Here is a 16,095-nt window from a genome sequence, read left to right as displayed (position 1 = left end):
CAATGACCGTAGAGAGCTAAGCGGAGCCGGTCAAGGCGACACAGCGCTCAGGTGCGCGTCAACTTGGGGGGATGTGGGGTGTTTGAGGGCGTTTGTCCCGGCTTTAGGGGACGGGCTAAATCGATGTTTGGTGAGTTTGGGCTTTGAGGTCGAACCAAAGTCCTCACCGCTTCACTGTCCGCCCCCGTTCAACAAGTCCAGCAAGCCACTGGCCCGCCGCGTGCGCCGCCCCAGCGCCTGCGCAAAGCTCTGTGAACGCCCGCTGACCAGCGTGAACGCCTTGCGGGCACGGGTGATGCCGGTGTACACCAACTCGCGCGACAAGGTGTTGCTGGCCTGGTCCGGCAAGACCAGCACCGTGTGCTCAAACTCCGAACCCTGCGATTTGTGCACCGTCATCGCAAATGCGGTTTCCACATCAGCCAGGCGGCTCACGGCCACCGAGCGCAAGGCCGCTCCGTCGGCAAAGTAGGCCCGCAAACTCCCTGCCTGTGGCCCCGCGGCCCACGACCTGAGCACAATGCCGATGTCCCCGTTGAAAACACCCAGCCCGCTGTCGTTGCGAGTCACCATGATGGGCCGGCCCTCATACCACTCGCCCGATTTGCTCAGCAGGCCCTGCACCTGCAGCGCCCGCTCAACCGCCTGGTTGAGCCCGGCCACGCCCCAGTCGCCCTCCCGCACGGCGCACAGCAGGCGAAAGGTTTCGAACGCCTGGATGACCTCGCCCGCCCACTGCTCGAACGCAGCACGGTCACCCTCAATCGGCCGCCGGCTCAGATGTGCAAGGTAGCGGCTGTAGCCGCCCGGTGCGCCCTCTCGGCCGTGCAAGGCCAAGGGCAGCACGGCGTGAGCCGAAGAGGCTTCAGTCCAGCGCAGCACCTGGGACTCCTCAGTACGCAGCAACGCCATGGCGGCAGCCGCGTCCCCACGATTGACGGCCAAGGCCAGCGCGCCGATCGGGCCGCCAAAGCGGCGGCTTTCCCGCAGCATCACGGTTTGCTGCGCCAAGGCGCTGCCCTGCGCGTCGAGGGTCTGCACCGGCAGCGCCACGCCGGTGGCCGCCAGCGCAAAGCGCGCGGTGGCGGCGTCATAACGCCCTGCCTGTGCGTCACTGCACAAATCACCCAGCACCGCACCCGCCTCCACGGAGGCCAGTTGGTCTTTATCGCCGAGAAAAATCACGCGCGCCTGCGGCGGCAGCGCGTCCAGCAGGTTCGCCATCATTTCCAGATGGATCATGGAGGCTTCGTCCACGATCAACACATCCAGCGACAAGGGGTTCGCCGCGTCGGCCCGCATCTTGCGCGTGTCCGGGCGTGCGCCGAGCAAGGCATGCAAGGTACGCGCCGCACCCAGGGCGCCGAGCAAGTCTGCACGCGGCAGGCCGCAATCAAAGTCGGCGGGGATTTGAACCAGCGCTGTCTCGATCGACTGTTTGAGCCGGGCCGCCGCCTTGCCCGTGGGCGCCGCCAGCCCCACGCGCAGGCGCCGGGGTTGCTCATCCAACGCGAACATCAAGGCCAGCAGCCGCGCGGCGGTGTAGGTTTTGCCGGTGCCCGGCCCGCCGGTGATCACAGTGAAGCGGGAGCGCAGCGCCACCGCGCAGGCAAAGGCCTGCCAGTCAAACTCGCCACGCGCAGGGAACAGCGTCGCCAGCCGGGCCGCCAGCGCAGACTCGTTCAAGCCCGCACCCTGAACATCTTGCGCGCCTTGCCCAACATCACCGGCCAGATCGGCTCGGCAACGCAACATCACCTGCCCGGCCACACGCCGCTCATATGCACAGTAACGCCGCAAATACAGCCTCGTGCCGCGCATCACCAGCGGCGAGTTGGCGTTGGCGTTGGCCTGGTCGCGAGTGTCGATGCGGGCGTGCGCATCCAAGGCCACCAGAGGGCTCGCACACAGCACGGCCCGCCAGGCAGCCACGTTTGGCGCAAGGTTTTGCAACTGGGCCTGCAGGCGCTGCTGGCCCTCCAGATTCCAGCCCAGCAGGGTATCGGGGTCGCTCAACAACACGGCGAGATCCAGGCAACTGTGGCCCTGGCCCTCCAGGTGGCTCAGCAAGGCGCTGGCCAAGAGCAGCTCGGGCGCGGCTTGCGGGTCCAGCTCAGCCATGAAGCCTGCAAACGCCGCATCCAGGCGGCGCAGCCAGCCGGCTTCGCGCCAGGCTTTCAATTCAATCAGGAGGGCTGCGTTCATGCGGTTTGCGCCTCGCTCAAACGGTCTTGCCGGAACAATTCATCCATGCGATTCAACAAGCTCAAACTGGGGCGAATGTGATGGCAGCCGCGCTGCGGCCCTTTGATGCCGCGCAAGAACAAAAACACCGCCCCGCCCAGATGCTGCGCCGGCTGGTACGCCGCGCCCAGGCGCGCCTGCAGCAAACGGTGCAACGCCAGCAGATACAGGGCCGCCTGCAGGTCGTAGCGGTGGCTGGCCATGGCCGCCTCGAGCGCAGCGTTGTCGTAGTCGGCATCGGCCGTGCCCAGGGCGTTCGATTTGTAGTCGAGCACAAAGTAACGCCCATCCACCTCGAACACCAGATCGGCAAAACCCATCAACATGCCGCGCAACTCACGCTGCGACACCGCGGGGCGGTCCCGGCCCGAGAGCAGGTGCTCACGGCACAGCGCGTCCAGTTCATCCACAAGCAGCCCTTCGCTGGGGAACCAGAACTCCATCTCAGGCAGTGGCCGGTGGATGGCGTCCAGCGATTGCCCCAGGGGCGGCAATTCAGCGGCGCACACCTGCGCCAGCCAGGCTAACGCCTCAGGTGCACGGTGGCCCCAGCCCTGGCGCTCGCAGCGGCGACGCAATTGCTCCTGCAGCTCCGGCGATTGCAACAGGCCTTCACCAGGGGCCTTCTCGTTCATCAACCATTCCAGCTGGTCGTGCAGAAAATTGCCCGCCAAGGCGCCACGTGGAAAGGTGTGCCAAGGCTCAAGAGACGCGCTCAGGCTGACGCCGCCAAAAGCCGGAACGTCTGGCGCCATTGGGGCCCCGTCCAGCGTTTCATCGCTGCGGGCGCTGGCCACGCTGACTGCAGTTGCGGTCGCCGTGGCCGTGGTGACCACAGTGGTTGCGGCCGCGGCGTGGCTGTTGCCCGAGCCGAGGCCGCGCACCATCGCGGAGAAACTGCCAATCGTCCACTGCCGCTCGAACGCCGCGGCATAGGGCGGCAACTCCCGCAATGGCGGCGGCACCGCGCGCGACTGCAACGGGGTCGCGGCCGGCATCTGCCCCGACACCACCGTCAGGCACATTGCCTCCTGGCCCGCCAACAGTTGCTCAACTTCGGTTTGCAAGCGGGCCCCGTCCGTCTTTTCAAGCAAGCCCAGCAAATAGCCCAAGGCACTCCGATACGCCATGCAATCGCGGCTGTTGCCCACCTTCAACGCCGCCACGCCCACCCACAGGGCATGCCGCGCACGGGTCAGCGCGACGTAGAGCAAGCGCAGGTCTTCACGCAGGCGCTCTTGATCGGCCGCCTCAATCAGTTCGTCGCCTGGTTGCAAATGCAACTGCGTGGTCCCGTCGCCATCGGCCAATTTCACAAAGCCCTTGCGGGCCTGCTCGGCGCGATAGCTGCAAGCGAAGGGCAGAAACACCAAGGGATATTCCAGCCCCTTGGATTTATGCACCGTCACCACCTTGACCAGGTCGGCATCGCTTTCCAGGCGCAAGACATGATCGTCGCCACCACGCCCGCTGGCCGCTTCAATCTCGGTGCTGAGCCAGCGAATCAAGGCTTGCTCGCCCTCCATCTGCCGGCTGGCGGCCTGCAGCAATTCAGCGAGGTGCAGGAAATTGGTCAGTCGACGTTCGCCGTTTGTGGCGGGTGGGGCTGAAGGCGCGACGCGTGGGGGGGCCTCAGCTGCATCGACTTGATGGGCGGGCCCACTGTTGAGCCAGCGCGCCGGCAGATCCAGGCGGTGCAAGGTCTGCCGCAGCATGGCCAGCACACCTTGCCGGAGCCAGATCTGGCGCAGGGCTTTCAGTTGCTCGCTGCGGGCTTCAAACGCTTCGTCGTCAGCCGCGAGATGGGCCAATGTTTCCAGCGGCAAAGCAAGCAGGCGCGTGGCCAGGGCGGCCCGCACCAGGCGGCTGTCCAGCGGCGCGGCCACGGCCTTCAGCCAGCGCAGCAAATCTTGCGCCTCGTCGCTGGTGAAGACCGAATCCTTGTCGGACAAATACACCGAGGCAATCGCCCGGCGCCGCAACTCGCGCTGCACCGCGGCAGCCTCGCGCCCGGTGCGCACCAGCACCGCCACGTCCGCCGGCCGCAACCGTGTGAAGCGCTGCTGTGCCTTGTCGAAAAAACCTGCGCCGGGGTCATTCAGCAGGGTCACGATGCGCTCTGCGCAATGGGAGGCAAACAAGCGCTGGCTGTTTTGGGTGTCGCGCATCTCGGCGTCCACCGCGAAATCTAGCGCCGCCACGGGTTGCCGCGCACCGCTGACCAAGCGCTCGGGCCGACCTCGGGCCTCCACGGGCTCGAATGGCAGGGGGTTGCCGGCCTCATCCGCCCCCCCCGCTTCAGCGGCGCGAAATTTGAACGCGCCTTCCCCCGGCCGTTGCTCCGCCGAGGAGAACAGTCGATTCACGCTGCGCACCAAATCCTGGGTGGAACGGTGGTTGGTGCCCAGCACGTAATGGCGGCCTTGCGTGGCTCGTCGTGCGCTCAAATAACTGTAAATGTCAGCGCCACGAAATCCGTAGATCGACTGTTTGGGGTCGCCAATCAAGAACAAGGCGCGGTCGGGCACAGGCTCAGCAATGCGGTAAATCCGGTCAAAGATGCGCAATTGCAAGGGCGCTGTATCTTGAAACTCATCGATCAAGGCAACCGGGTATTGCGCCAACAACCGCTCGCGCAAGCGCTGTGCGTTGGCACCGTTCAGTGCAGGGTCCAATGCGCGGTCCAGGCGCACCAGCATGTCGGCAAATCCGAAGCTGCCCGCCTTCTGCTTGAGTTCAGCCAAGCGCTGCTGAATGCGCGCCGTGGCGTGCACACGCAAACGCACTTCAGGCTGCGGCAACTGCGTCAGCGCCATCATGAGTTGCCCGAAAGCGTCAAAGACTTCCGGTAGCTCACAGACAAGGCCCGGCTTCCAGGCCTCCGCCATGCCGGCGAGTGTCAGGCGGTGGCGGGCGGCAGGTGAGAGCTCGGGCTGCACGGCGCCAACATCGCCAGCCCAATCAGCCAGCGCCTGAAGCCAGTTGGTGTAATGGCGTTGCGCCAGTTTTGTTTTGTTGAAGGGGCAGGTCTTGCTGGCGTAGAGCCCGTCCAGCCAACGCTGTATTTCAGCGGCACGCTCGGCCCAGCCTTGTTTCAGCTCGCCCAGCGTTGCGGCCAGATTGGCGTGGCTGGCCTCGATCACGTCGGCCAGGCTGCCGTCGCCGGCGTTGGCGGGCATGTCGAAGCCAAGCAATTGCCGCGCGCTGTCGGTCAGCACCTGCACATGAGGCCAAACTGCCATGGCACGTTCCAGCGACTCGCCGTGCAAGGGGTACAGCTCGGCGCGCCAATAGTCTTGTGCGGCCAGCTCTTGCAGCTCGGCTTCGTCCGCTTGCAGGGTTTCATCAAACAGGCAGCCGCTGTCAAAGGCATGCTCGCGCAGCACGCGCTGGCACCAGGCGTCGATGGTGTGCACCGCCGCATCGTCCATGCTTTCGGCGGCGAGGCTCAAGTTCCAGGCTGCGCGCTCGCGCACCGGGCCGCGTGGGTAAGCCGTTAGCAGCTCACGCAGATAGTCGTCAGCCTCGTCTTCATCGGGTGTCTCGGCCCGAAAGCTGCGCGCCGCCTCCAGCAGGCGCGCCCGAATCCGGTCAGACAATTCACGCGTGGCGGCACGGGTGAAGGTCATCACCAGGATTTCACTGGGCAGCATCGGGCGGATAAAGGCCGTATGCGCGCCATCGCCAGTGTCTTGTGGCAATTCACCATGCCCCAAGACCAGGCGTACATACAGCGCCGCGATGGTCCAGGTCTTGCCGGTGCCGGCGCTGGCTTCAATCAGCCGACTGCCCCATAGCGGAAATTTCAAAGGGTCGAGACGTTCAGACATGGGGAGACTCCGTGCTACCGGCTGGCGCGTCGCCATGCTGGCTCATCGAAACATGGGCTTTCATCCAATCCACCAACGGCTCGAACAGACGCTTGGCAAATGCATCAAACCGACCGTCTTCGCTGAGTGAGGCGAAGTCGGGATAACACCGTGCCAGCGCGGCATCCGCGCCCTCCCCGCGCCCGCCAGAGAAGTAGCTGCCCTCATAGATGGCGGCCACATCGCGCGCTTCGGTGACCTGGGCCAGCGCGGTTCTGGCCGCGAAGGGCAAGGGCGTTTGCATGCCCTCGCCCCAGGCTTGCAGCAGGTCTCGCAAGATCTTTGTGGCCTCGTCCTGGTCCAATGCTTCGATGAACAAAGTGGCGTCACGGCCCACCATCAAGCCGATGGACGATTCGCCACAGGCACTGGCCGCCAACATGCGCACCCAGGCGGTGAGCAGTTTTTCAGCACGCGGCGAGTTCGTCTTGGGGTCTGCACACAGGCTGCTTGGCGTCACCTCCATCCACACCAGCTCATTGCCGCCCGATGAAGCCTGCAGGCCATCGAGCCAATCGTCGAGCTTGAGCAGCGGCAAAACTGGGTTGCCCGCCGACTTTTCGGAAGGATGGGCGCCCAGAGGAAACGGCTCTTCAAACTGCAAACGTGCCCGCTGCGCTTGGTCAGAAAACGTCGCCCGCAACGTCAGCCACGCCGTCAGCATCGGCTGCAGGGCGCCGACGATCAAGCGTTCGGTGCGGCGACCCAACTCGCCGATAGGCAAACGCCCCGCCTCGCCAATGCGGCGCACTTGCTCCTGCACCCGCAGCGCGGCTGCGGCTGGTTGCTGGTCGGCGGGCAGCGCCTCCAGCGCCTTCAAAACTTCTTGCAGCACCTCGTTCAACAAGGCCCATTCCTGCAGGCCGTCCAGGCCGAAGCTCTCGTCATCCTCCAGCGCCAGCTCGTCATCGCGGAACTGCACGTCCAGCCGCTGCTTGAAAAAGGCTTTGACGGGGTTGCTCAAAAAACTGCTCAGTGCGCTGATGGTTAAAGGCAAGGCCTCGACAGCAGCCGGCGAGGGCGGCAGGCCGGTGTCTGCGCTGACCGTGAGATGGGCCTGACGCCATTCACGGGCATAGGTAAACAGTGCCGAACGGCGAGGTTCAGCGGCAACTGAGGCAGCGGCATTTGACGCGGAGGCATCAGGCGCCGCGATCTCAAAGTAGCGCCGACTGAAGGGCTGCAGCGGGTGCTGTAGGGTGCGCGCCCGCACGGCGTCGGCGCCCCAGCTGGTGGCCAGATAGTCGCGCAGCTGCGACACCAGTACGGAAGGCGGTTGCTCGCTGTTGTCGCGCACGCTGCGCCCGCTCCAGCTGATGTAAAGGCAGCGCCGCGCCGACAGCAAGGCTTCGAGCATCAGCTGTCGGTCGTCGTCGCGACCGGAGCGGTCGCCGGGGCGCTGCTGGCCGGCCAGGCTCATCAGATCGAAGTCGCTGCGCATGCTGCGGCGGGGATAGTCACCGTCATTCATGCCCAGCAGGCAAACCACCTCAAAGGGCACGGCACGCATGGGCATGAGCGTGCAAAAGGTGATGCCGCCCGCCTTGAAGCGGCGGTTGAGCGTGGGCAGATCCACCCCCGACAACCAGGCTTCGCGGGCCACGGCGAGGTCGATGTCTGCCATGAATCCTGCCGTGTCGCAGGCGCCCAGCCACTGAGCCAGGGCGGCTTGCAAGGCGGCCAGGGTCTGGCGCTCCGGCTCGTCTTGCGCCAGGAAAAAAGCGTCGAGCAAGGCGCGGCCACGCTCCGCCCAGGCTTGGGGAGAGGCCGGCGTGGACGAGGCCTGCCACCAGTGCTCCAGCGCCGCAAACAAGTCTGACAGCGAGCCGGCCAGCGCCGCGTCCAGCCCTCCCACTTCGGCATAGGCGGCAATGCCCTCAAAGGGCGGCGCCTGCACCGTGGTGTCGCCAACGGCATAGCCCATCAAAATGCGGCGCAGGCCGAAGAGGCCGCTGTTCTGTTCACCGCAGGCGGCCAAGCCCAGCTCGGCACGCTGCGCCGCATGCAAGCCCCAGCGGATGCCCGCACCCTCCATCCACTGCGTCAGGCGCGGCAGGTCTTCAGGCTTCAAGCCCATGCGTGCGGCCACGGCGGGCACATCCAGCAAGTCGCGCAACTCGCTCAAGCGGCAGCGTTGCTGCGGCAGGCGCAGCAACCACTCCAACGCGATCATCAGCGGGTTGTGGCCACGGTCTTTCAAATCAGCAATGTCGAAGGGGATGAAGCGCGCATCGCCCCGTCCGTATTGGCCGAACACCGAGCGGATCGCCGGCGCGAAGGCATCAATGTCAGGCACCATCACGACGATGTCACGCGGCTGCAGGCCGCTGCCCTCTTCAGCGCTGCGCGCCAGCAGGTCAAGCAACTGGTCTTGCAAAATTTCAACTTCACGCTGCGCGCCGTGGGCCACGTGGAAGACGATGGAGCGGTCGCTCTCGGCCAGCGCGGTTTGCGGGTGTTCAGCCAGCGGCACCAGATCACGGATGCGGGCCTGCACCTGGCTCAACAGGGTGTCGCCCTCCCCTTCATCAAACAGATCAATTTTGGCGAGCGCAAAACGTTGCTGTGTCTGCAAGGCATCGTCAAAAGCATCGAGCTGGCGCACGAAGTCACGCCCCTGCCGACCCCAGCTGGCCAGCAGCGGGTGTGCGTGCTGGTGCATGGACGCCAAGCTGAGCGTGGCCAGATCCAGCCCGCCGCGCAGGGGTTGACGGCGGCGCGTGGCCTTGAGCAACTCGCGGCCATCCATGATGTCCGCCCAGTGGTAGCGGCAAGGATTGGGAATGGCCAAGATCACCTGGCAGCGCGCTGACAGTGCCGCCAGCGCCTCCAGCGTTTGCATGGGCACATGGGTCATGCCAAACAGCACCACGCGACGCGGCAAGGGGCTAACGCTCACCTCACGCGCACCTGCATGCAGCGCGGCGACAAAACGCTGATGCAGCTGCGGCCGGCTGGCGGCACGTTCAACCGGCGTCAGGGGCGCCTGCAAGGCTTGCCAGAGCAGCGCTTGCCAGCGCTGCTCGGACGGCAAGGGCTGGCTGGCCTGCGCCGCCTCCCCCACCTGGCTGATCAGCACCGAATGCCCTTGGCCCCAGGCGTCCAGCCAGTCGCTGCGATAGACCTGATATTGATCGAACAAATCGGCCAGACGTTGCGCCAGCTGCAAACGCCGCTCCATGCCCCCCAGGCGCAAAAACCCCGCCAGGGGCTCGTAGCCGGGCAGCGCCTGCACCTCCGGCAACAACTGCATCAGGCGCCAGGTCAAGGGCAGTTTGTCGAGCTTGGACTCTGACGGCACCGCCGCACGGCCCAGCAGCTGACGGTAGGCCCGCCACAAGAAACGGCCCGGCAACTCCACCCGCGTGGCGGCGCAGATACCGGTCTGAGCGGCCAAGCTCATCTTCAGCCACTCCGCCACGCCGTTGCTCTGCACCAGAAAAATCTCTTCCTCCAGCGGCGCAAGAGGTTGGCGGCGCAACCACTCGAAGACGGCCTCACCCAGGCTCTCCGCCCGGTTGCCGTGCAGCACCAACAGGCCCGGGGTGATGGACGAGGCCGAGGTCGCTATGTCCGCTGAAATCATGGCTTAGCCTGCGGTGAAGTGGGGGCTGAAGTAGCGCGGAGGTTGGACTGTGTCATAGGCAGCGCGGCGGCATTGAGTCCAGCATTGTGCGGCACCGCAGGGCCCAAAAATTGGTGCACCAAGGCGCGCCACCGGCAAACATTCACCAGCGGCAGCCTTTGCCGCGCACCGCATCCGCCGCCAAGGGCAGCGCGGCCAACAAGCCCTTGTCGGCATAAGCCTGGCGGCAGTCTTGTTTGCCGGCTTTGTCCAAATCCTCTTCCAGCTTGGATTTGCGCTCCGGCGGTTGCGGCAGCAGATCCAGCACGCTGTGCGAGGCCTGCGCAGCCAAGGGCCCACCGCGCGGCCGCGTGGGCAGCGACAAGTTCAAAGGGGTGCGGGCCGATGGGACGGTGGCGGGCGCGGACGGCGCAGTAGCCACGTCATGCCCCAGGCGATCCCCCGCCTCGGGGCGGCCCGCGGGCGCTTGTCTGGGCTCATTGGGCGAGGTGCCCTGCCGCAAAGTTTGTGGCACTTGCGGGGCTTGTGACGGTTGGGCGGTTTGTACGGTTTGTACGGTTTGTGCGGCCACCGGGCTAGAGGCCGCGAGCGCCGCCGCCTCGGGCGGGGCAGAGGTCGGCAGAGCTGTTGGGGCAGGGGCAGGGGCAGGGGCCGGCACGGACACCGAAGGCGGCAGCGGCGCCAGGGCTGCGGCCGCTTGCGGCAAGGCCTGGGGCAAGGGTTCCACCGCCAGGCGCGTTGTTTTTGAAACGGCATCCATCGGGGGCGCCAATGTGGCCGGGGGCGCCGGCGCTGGGGCCCGTTGCGGCGGAGGCAAAGCCAGAGGGGGCGATGGCAAGGGCACCACCGCATCGACGGGCCGGATCGGCGCGGGTCGATAGGGCGCCAGTCGCTCCACGGCGGCTGCGGGCGCGCGGTCAAAAGATTGGAGCCGGGGGGCCGACGACAAGGGGGGCAGCTGCGGCAAGGAGGTGGCCATCGGCAGGTCGAGCGCGGCGGGCTGCGGCATGCCCAATGGCGTCGGTGCCAGGTGGGCGGGCGGCTCGGGCAATGCAGACAAGGTGGGCGGCTGCGCCGTCACCGCCGCAGCGGCAGGTGCGACATCAGTCGCAACATCGGCAGCAACAGTCGCTGCATCCGTCGGTTCAGCCTGCGGTGCCCAGGGCCCCGTTTGCGCTGCGCCGGAATCGCTTGGGGCGCTGCGGCTTTGGGCTTCGCTGCGCACCGTGCCGCCATGCCGTTCCGTCTTGGCGCGCCCGGGTGGCCCGCTGTGAAAGGGCTCGGCGCTGGGTTCGGCTTGCGGGCTGCCGTTTTCCGGGCCGCTCAGGGTTACGTTCAAGCGGCCCCACACCCCCTCACCGACCGCCGCGGTGCCACCAGGCGCATTGCCGATGAGCAACACCAGCCACACATGGAGCAACAAAGCCAGGATCAGGCATTGTCCCAGTCGAACCCTCGAGCGGCGCCCCTCGCCCTGCCGCGCCAGCTGCGCAGTGAGAGACACAGGAAGGCGCACGATGAGCACCGGGCGGCTCAGGCCATGCGCGGCGTTGCGGTGAGGTTCATGCCGTCAAGGCAGCGAGTTTGGCCTTGACGTCGTCAGGTGACCAAAATAGCCAGCCCTGGGCGCCCATCCACTCCGCAATGGCCTGGCTCTGCCCCTGGCTGATCTTGCCGGCCACCATGCCGAGCTGAATCTTGAGACCGGAAGGCGCCCGGCCCCCTTCGACGAGGTCTTGCCGCAATCGGCTCAACACCAAGTCGCGGTACGTGGGCGAGGTGAACAATTTGAAGCGCCCCGTGGCCACCTCATGCACTTCCTGCAATTGCGCCAGCTTGACACCCGGCGTATCGGCATAACTCTTTACTTCCAGGGCAAGAAGTTCATTGCGCCCCACATGCAGGGCCAGCACATCAATGATGGGGCGAGCACTGGCTTGCTTGCCGATTTGGCGCTTTTCGTCCACCGTCAAGTTCACTGTGACGCCTCGCCGTACCCAGAAGCCTTGCGCCTCCAGCAGTCGGATCACACCCATTTCAAATGGTTCAACGGTCATGCGACAAAGGCCTCAGTCATTGCTTCGATGGTTCAATCTCAGCCGAACGGCCCGATTGAAAACCCGGCGTCGACGCGAGTTTGAATTTTAGGGTGCAAACCTTGAAGCAAGGCGCCGATTCAACTCGGTAGATGGCAGGCGACGCAGAGCTTGTTGCCATCCGGGTCGCGAAAGTAGGCGCCATAGTAGTCGGCGTGATAGTGGGGGCGCAGGCCGGGCGCGCCTTCCGAGCTGCCGCCCAGTGCCAGCGCCAGTGCATACGCCTGATCCACCACGGCCCGAGACGCTGCCATAAAGGCCACCATTTGCCCATTGCCCGGTGCGGGAGCTTGTTCGTCGTAGGGCCGCGCAATCAGGAACAAGGGGCGCGGCTCGCCCTCGCGCTGCCAGCCGGCCCACGGCCGTTCACGTTCGCAAAAACGCGGGGCGATACCGAGGCAATCCATCAACGCCTGATAGAAGCTGTAAGCGCGCTCGAAATCACTAACGCCAAGAATGATGTGTGAGAACACGCCGTACTCCGCAGGTTATGGGTTCGCGCCATTTTGGCGCAATGCGCTGATCGTTGAGCCTGGTGACGTTCTATTAAACGTTTCGAAATCCGAAATGACAAACCCCGTTCGGGCCCAGCTTGTCGAAGCCTTTAGACCAAGGCTGTAGCAGCCCTTCGACCAACTCAGGGCGACCGGCTTCGGTGTCTTGCAATAGAGAAGTCTCAATACATCGCACCAAAACGCTACCATGGCTGTTGCCGGTAAACATGTTCAGTTCACCGCCCCGATCGACTCACTCAGGAGCCCTCACGCCATGAAAGCCAACACCGTTCTCGCCACCATCGGCAACACCCCGCACATTCGCATGCAGCGCCTGTTCAATGGCATTGCCGGCGCCGCGCAGGAGGTGTGGATCAAGTCGGAGCGCAGCAACCCGGGCGGCTCCATCAAGGACCGGATTGCCCTGTCCATGGTGGAAGATGCTGAGGCCCGTGGCCTGCTCAAGCCCGGTGGCGTGATCATCGAGCCCACCTCGGGCAACACCGGCGTCGGCCTGGCCATGGTGGCCGCCGTCAAGGGTTACAAGCTGATCCTGGTGATGCCCGACAGCATGTCCGTCGAACGTCGGCGTTTGATGCTGGCCTACGGCGCCTCGTTCGACCTGACACCGCGTGAAAAAGGCATGAAGGGCGCCATCGCCCGTGCCCTTGAATTACAAGCGGAGAACCCCGGCGCGTGGATTCCCCAGCAATTTGAAAACCCCGCCAACATCGCGGTGCATGTGCGCACCACGGCGGAAGAAATTCTGCGCGACTTCCCCGAGGGCCTGGACGCCTTGATCACCGGCGTTGGCACCGGTGGACACATCACCGGTTGCGCCCAGGTACTGAAGAAAGCATGGCCCGGGCTCAAGGTGTTTGCGGTCGAGCCCAGCGCCTCGCCCGTGATCAGCGGTGGTGCACCTGCACCCCACCCGATTCAAGGCATTGGCGCGGGCTTCATCCCGACCAATCTGCACACCGCCCTACTGGACGGCGTGATTCAGGTCGAGGCCGAAGCCGCCCGTGAATACGCCCGCCGCTGCGCCCGCGAAGAAGGGTTGCTGGTAGGCATCTCCAGCGGTGCCACGCTGGCCGCCATCGCGCAGAAGCTGCCCGAGTTGGCGCCCAATGCGCGGGTGCTGGGCTTCAACTACGACACGGGTGAACGTTATCTGTCGATTGAAGGCTTTCTGCCTGCCTGAGCGTTTTCACTCCCCGTCGTCGCCTGCGCCGCCACCCGCCTGATCGTTGTCTTTGGCGGCACGGGTCGCCAACTGCGCCTCAAGCGGCCGCAAGGACTCGATCAAGGCGTCGGGCGACTTGGGGCTGGCCCAACGGAACATCGGCGGCGGCAAGGCGCTCAAGTAGGGCGGGCCAAACCAGTATTGCTGCTCTTGCCGGCGCGCCGCCTCCAGCCCCAGCACCATCAGGCACAGGCTGGCCAACACCACGGCCACCACACGCCGCGTGCGCTGGCGGGGCCAGATCAAGGCGGCCTGCAGGCTGAGCATCAACGCCAGCCCAAAAATGTCGATCAACTCAGTTGCCGCCATCAAGCGAGGCCATGACAGGGCATAGGCCAGCAAAGGCACGGCCAGATCGAGCGCCTGGCGCGCAATCAACAAGGGCAGCACCACGCACAGATGCGCCAAAAACGGAAAGCGCCGTTGAAACAATTGCGACACCAGGGCGCTCAAGGCCGTCCACACCAGCAGCAAGCTCAAAGGCCCTAAAACGCTGCCGGCGTAGTCCAGCAACTTGGCGCCCGGATTGAGCGAGGACCATTGATTCAAGCCCAGCAAAGCCAACCAAACCAACACCATCAGCAGCGCCCGAACCCAGGCCGGCCTGACGGCCATCGCCGGCAGATGACTCGGGTGCTGGTGCCGCTCCAGCGGTTGCTCAGGCGCCAAGGGGGCCGCACTATTGCGCCAGCGCAAAGAGGTGGCACCCAGTTGAAATTGCACCTCATCGGGCAGGGTCACGGTGTCGCCCGCCTGCAAGCGGCGCCCGCTGAGCCAGCCGCCGTTGAGGCTGGGCAGCAGCCGCAGCGTGGCCTGCGGCATAACGCCCAACGCGTGCGGAACTTCTAGAACGAGCGAAGGCCAATCCAGCACCGCATGCTCGGGGGCCAGATGCACATCGTCCAACACCAGGTCGCAACGCGCCGAACGGCCAATGCAGACAGGCCATTTTCTGAAGCGATGGCAGTGAAGCACTTGGCCCTCACGGCCAAGAATCTCGATGACGGCGACGGGGCTGCTCAAGGAGCCGTTCAAGGAGGTGCCCATGGATTCACTCATCGAGGCATTCATGGCTGATGCGTCCATGCAAAGCCTTCCAGATAGTGCTTGCTGAGTTTCATGGCATTTTCAAAGCTCACACCATTGGCGTCGAAGCGGCCTAGGGCCCCTTCCACGCTGGCGTCGGTGGTGACCGCAAGCACGCTCAGATCATGCAGGCCAGGCAGTTTGCGATAGGCACGCAGGCAGACCACCGCACGCAAGGGTAGCCCATTGCGGGTCACAAAGTCTTCTTTGCAAAAGGGCGCCGTATGGTCTTTGTCCTCAGCCCCAAACTGCTCATTGCGAAAGCTGGCCGAGTACTGCCGGGCAAAGCGCAAAGCGCCCAGCTTGCGGCCGTCATACACCTCGTGCGACATGCTCAGAAAACCCGTTTGCAGATTGCCGTTGATGAACAAGGCATGCTCCATTCGGCATTGCGAGCGCTGAAACTCCAGCCCCTTGGCATCGGCGGGTGAACCGCGGCCCCAGCAGCGCATGAACAACTCCTGCGGCACCGGCAGCTGGTAGCGGGCGTTGGTGGAAGGGGCTTCAATCCGCCAGGGCTGGGCGAGAAAGCGCGTGCTGAGTTCGTCCTGATAACGCATCAGTTGCTCGCGCAGGCGGGGCCATGCGGGTGCCGTGATGGGTTTGGCATTGCGGCTACGCTCCAGCAGGGCCGCGGCATATTCAGCCGGCACGAGAAAGCTCATCTGCTGGGCGAAAAACATGGCCGACACATTCACGCCCACGACGCGGCCCGCTTCATCCACCACCGGGCCGCCGCTCATGCCCGCGTTGATGCTGCCGGAGTAGTAGATCAGCCCGTCAAAACTGCGCTCCACCAAGCCGTTGTAATTGCCCTCCACCACCGCAAACGCCACGTCATGCGGATTGCCCATGGCGTAGATGCGATCGCCCTTCTCCAGGGGGCGCCCGGCCGGGCGGAATTTCAAGAGGCCGCGCCCCTTCAGCGGGTTGCCGCTGTTGGTGCTGACACCGGGCACCGCCCGCAGCAAGGCCAAATCGCGGCGCACATCGAAGTCGAGCAACTCCAGTGCGCCTTCATGTCCATCGGTGGTGGCGAATCGAAGGCGATAACGCCCAGGTTCCAGGGCCACTTGGCTAACCACGTGGTAGTTGGTCAGCACATGGCCTTCATCGCTGACCAGAAAACCGGAGCCCACCGAAGCCTGGCTGTCTTGGTCTTTCAGCATGGTGCGAATCTGCAGCAGCTGCGCACGGCTCGCGTCATACACCCGCCGCGCGGTCGCGGACACGGTGGCGGGGGTGTCGGCGACGGCTTCGTTAGCGGCCACGCCAGCGGAAATCGGAGCAGGAATTGGCGCAGGTACCGGAGGTGGTGGCCGGACGGGCTCAAGCGCCCGCGCACCCTGGGGCAACAGCGCCACCGCGGTCAAGGCCCAGACAAGCATCAAGGTAAGGATACGGCGGGTCAACAAAGGCCTGCTCCCGGCAGATTCAATCGAGCCATACTAGCCTGATTTTTTACGCGCAAGGT

At 65.0% G+C, this 16,095-nt stretch carries 9 protein-coding genes; 1 reads left to right on the top strand and 8 read right to left on the bottom strand.

Annotation, left to right across the window (positions count from 1 at the left end):
• Positions 1-171: 171 nt before the first annotated feature.
• The 6 genes from recD to PRZ01_RS10050 form a co-directional block, all read right to left on the bottom strand.
• Positions 172-2,205, bottom strand: coding sequence for an exodeoxyribonuclease V subunit alpha (gene recD / locus PRZ01_RS10075; protein ID WP_273596644.1), 2,034 nt, complete (start codon positions 2,203-2,205; stop codon positions 172-174).
• Positions 2,202-6,074 carry an exodeoxyribonuclease V subunit beta gene (recB, locus tag PRZ01_RS10070; protein WP_273596643.1) on the bottom strand — a complete coding sequence of 1,291 codons (3,873 nt, stop codon included), beginning with the start codon at positions 6,072-6,074 and terminating at the stop codon, positions 2,202-2,204. The genes recD and recB overlap by 4 nt, the downstream gene beginning before the upstream one ends.
• Positions 6,067-9,699, bottom strand: a complete 3,633-nt coding sequence (gene recC, locus PRZ01_RS10065) for an exodeoxyribonuclease V subunit gamma (protein WP_273596642.1) — start codon at positions 9,697-9,699, stop codon at positions 6,067-6,069. The genes recB and recC overlap by 8 nt, the downstream gene beginning before the upstream one ends.
• A gap of 142 nt (positions 9,700-9,841) precedes the next feature.
• Positions 9,842-11,203, bottom strand: a complete 1,362-nt coding sequence (locus tag PRZ01_RS10060; protein WP_273596641.1) for a hypothetical protein — start codon at positions 11,201-11,203, stop codon at positions 9,842-9,844.
• Positions 11,204-11,261: 58 nt separating this feature from the next.
• On the bottom strand, positions 11,262-11,756 hold the full coding sequence (locus tag PRZ01_RS10055) for a hypothetical protein (protein ID WP_273596640.1): 495 nt from the start codon (positions 11,754-11,756) through the stop codon (positions 11,262-11,264).
• Positions 11,757-11,875: 119 nt separating this feature from the next.
• Complete coding sequence (locus tag PRZ01_RS10050) at positions 11,876-12,268, bottom strand: VOC family protein (protein WP_273596639.1); 393 nt, start codon at positions 12,266-12,268, stop codon at positions 11,876-11,878.
• A 295-nt stretch (positions 12,269-12,563) separates the two neighbouring features.
• Between PRZ01_RS10050 and cysK the strand changes: the two genes are divergently transcribed.
• Positions 12,564-13,493 carry a cysteine synthase A gene (cysK, locus tag PRZ01_RS10045; RefSeq protein ID WP_273596638.1) on the top strand — a complete coding sequence of 310 codons (930 nt, stop codon included), beginning with the start codon at positions 12,564-12,566 and terminating at the stop codon, positions 13,491-13,493.
• Between the two features lie 6 nt (positions 13,494-13,499).
• On the opposite strand, the gene PRZ01_RS10040 is transcribed toward cysK, so the two are convergent.
• On the bottom strand, positions 13,500-14,621 hold the full coding sequence (locus PRZ01_RS10040) for an FHA domain-containing protein (protein ID WP_273596637.1): 1,122 nt from the start codon (positions 14,619-14,621) through the stop codon (positions 13,500-13,502).
• The gene (locus PRZ01_RS10035; RefSeq protein ID WP_273596636.1) at positions 14,603-16,033 is read right to left on the bottom strand and encodes a S1 family peptidase; all 1,431 of its coding nucleotides are present in this window, start codon (positions 16,031-16,033) and stop codon (positions 14,603-14,605) included. Before PRZ01_RS10035 ends, PRZ01_RS10040 begins: the two co-directional genes overlap by 19 nt.
• Positions 16,034-16,095 lie beyond the last annotated feature (62 nt).

Origin of the sequence: Roseateles koreensis (assembly GCF_028595305.1) — a bacterium.
Classification (GTDB): Bacteria; Pseudomonadota; Gammaproteobacteria; order Burkholderiales; family Burkholderiaceae_C; genus Paucibacter_A; species Paucibacter_A koreensis.
The sequence above is the reverse complement of the archived record's forward strand: the minus strand, read 5'-3'. Positions and strand labels throughout refer to the sequence as shown.

Coding starts and splice junctions, on each gene's coding strand:
- recD (WP_273596644.1), bottom strand. CDS start 2,205: ATGAACGCAGCCCTCCTGATTGAATTGAAAGCCTGGCGCGAAGCCGGC.
- recB (WP_273596643.1), bottom strand. CDS start 6,074: ATGTCTGAACGTCTCGACCCTTTGAAATTTCCGCTATGGGGCAGTCGG.
- recC (WP_273596642.1), bottom strand. CDS start 9,699: ATGATTTCAGCGGACATAGCGACCTCGGCCTCGTCCATCACCCCGGGC.
- PRZ01_RS10055 (WP_273596640.1), bottom strand. CDS start 11,756: ATGACCGTTGAACCATTTGAAATGGGTGTGATCCGACTGCTGGAGGCG.
- cysK (WP_273596638.1), top strand. CDS start 12,564: ATGAAAGCCAACACCGTTCTCGCCACCATCGGCAACACCCCGCACATT.
- PRZ01_RS10040 (WP_273596637.1), bottom strand. CDS start 14,621: ATGGACGCATCAGCCATGAATGCCTCGATGAGTGAATCCATGGGCACC.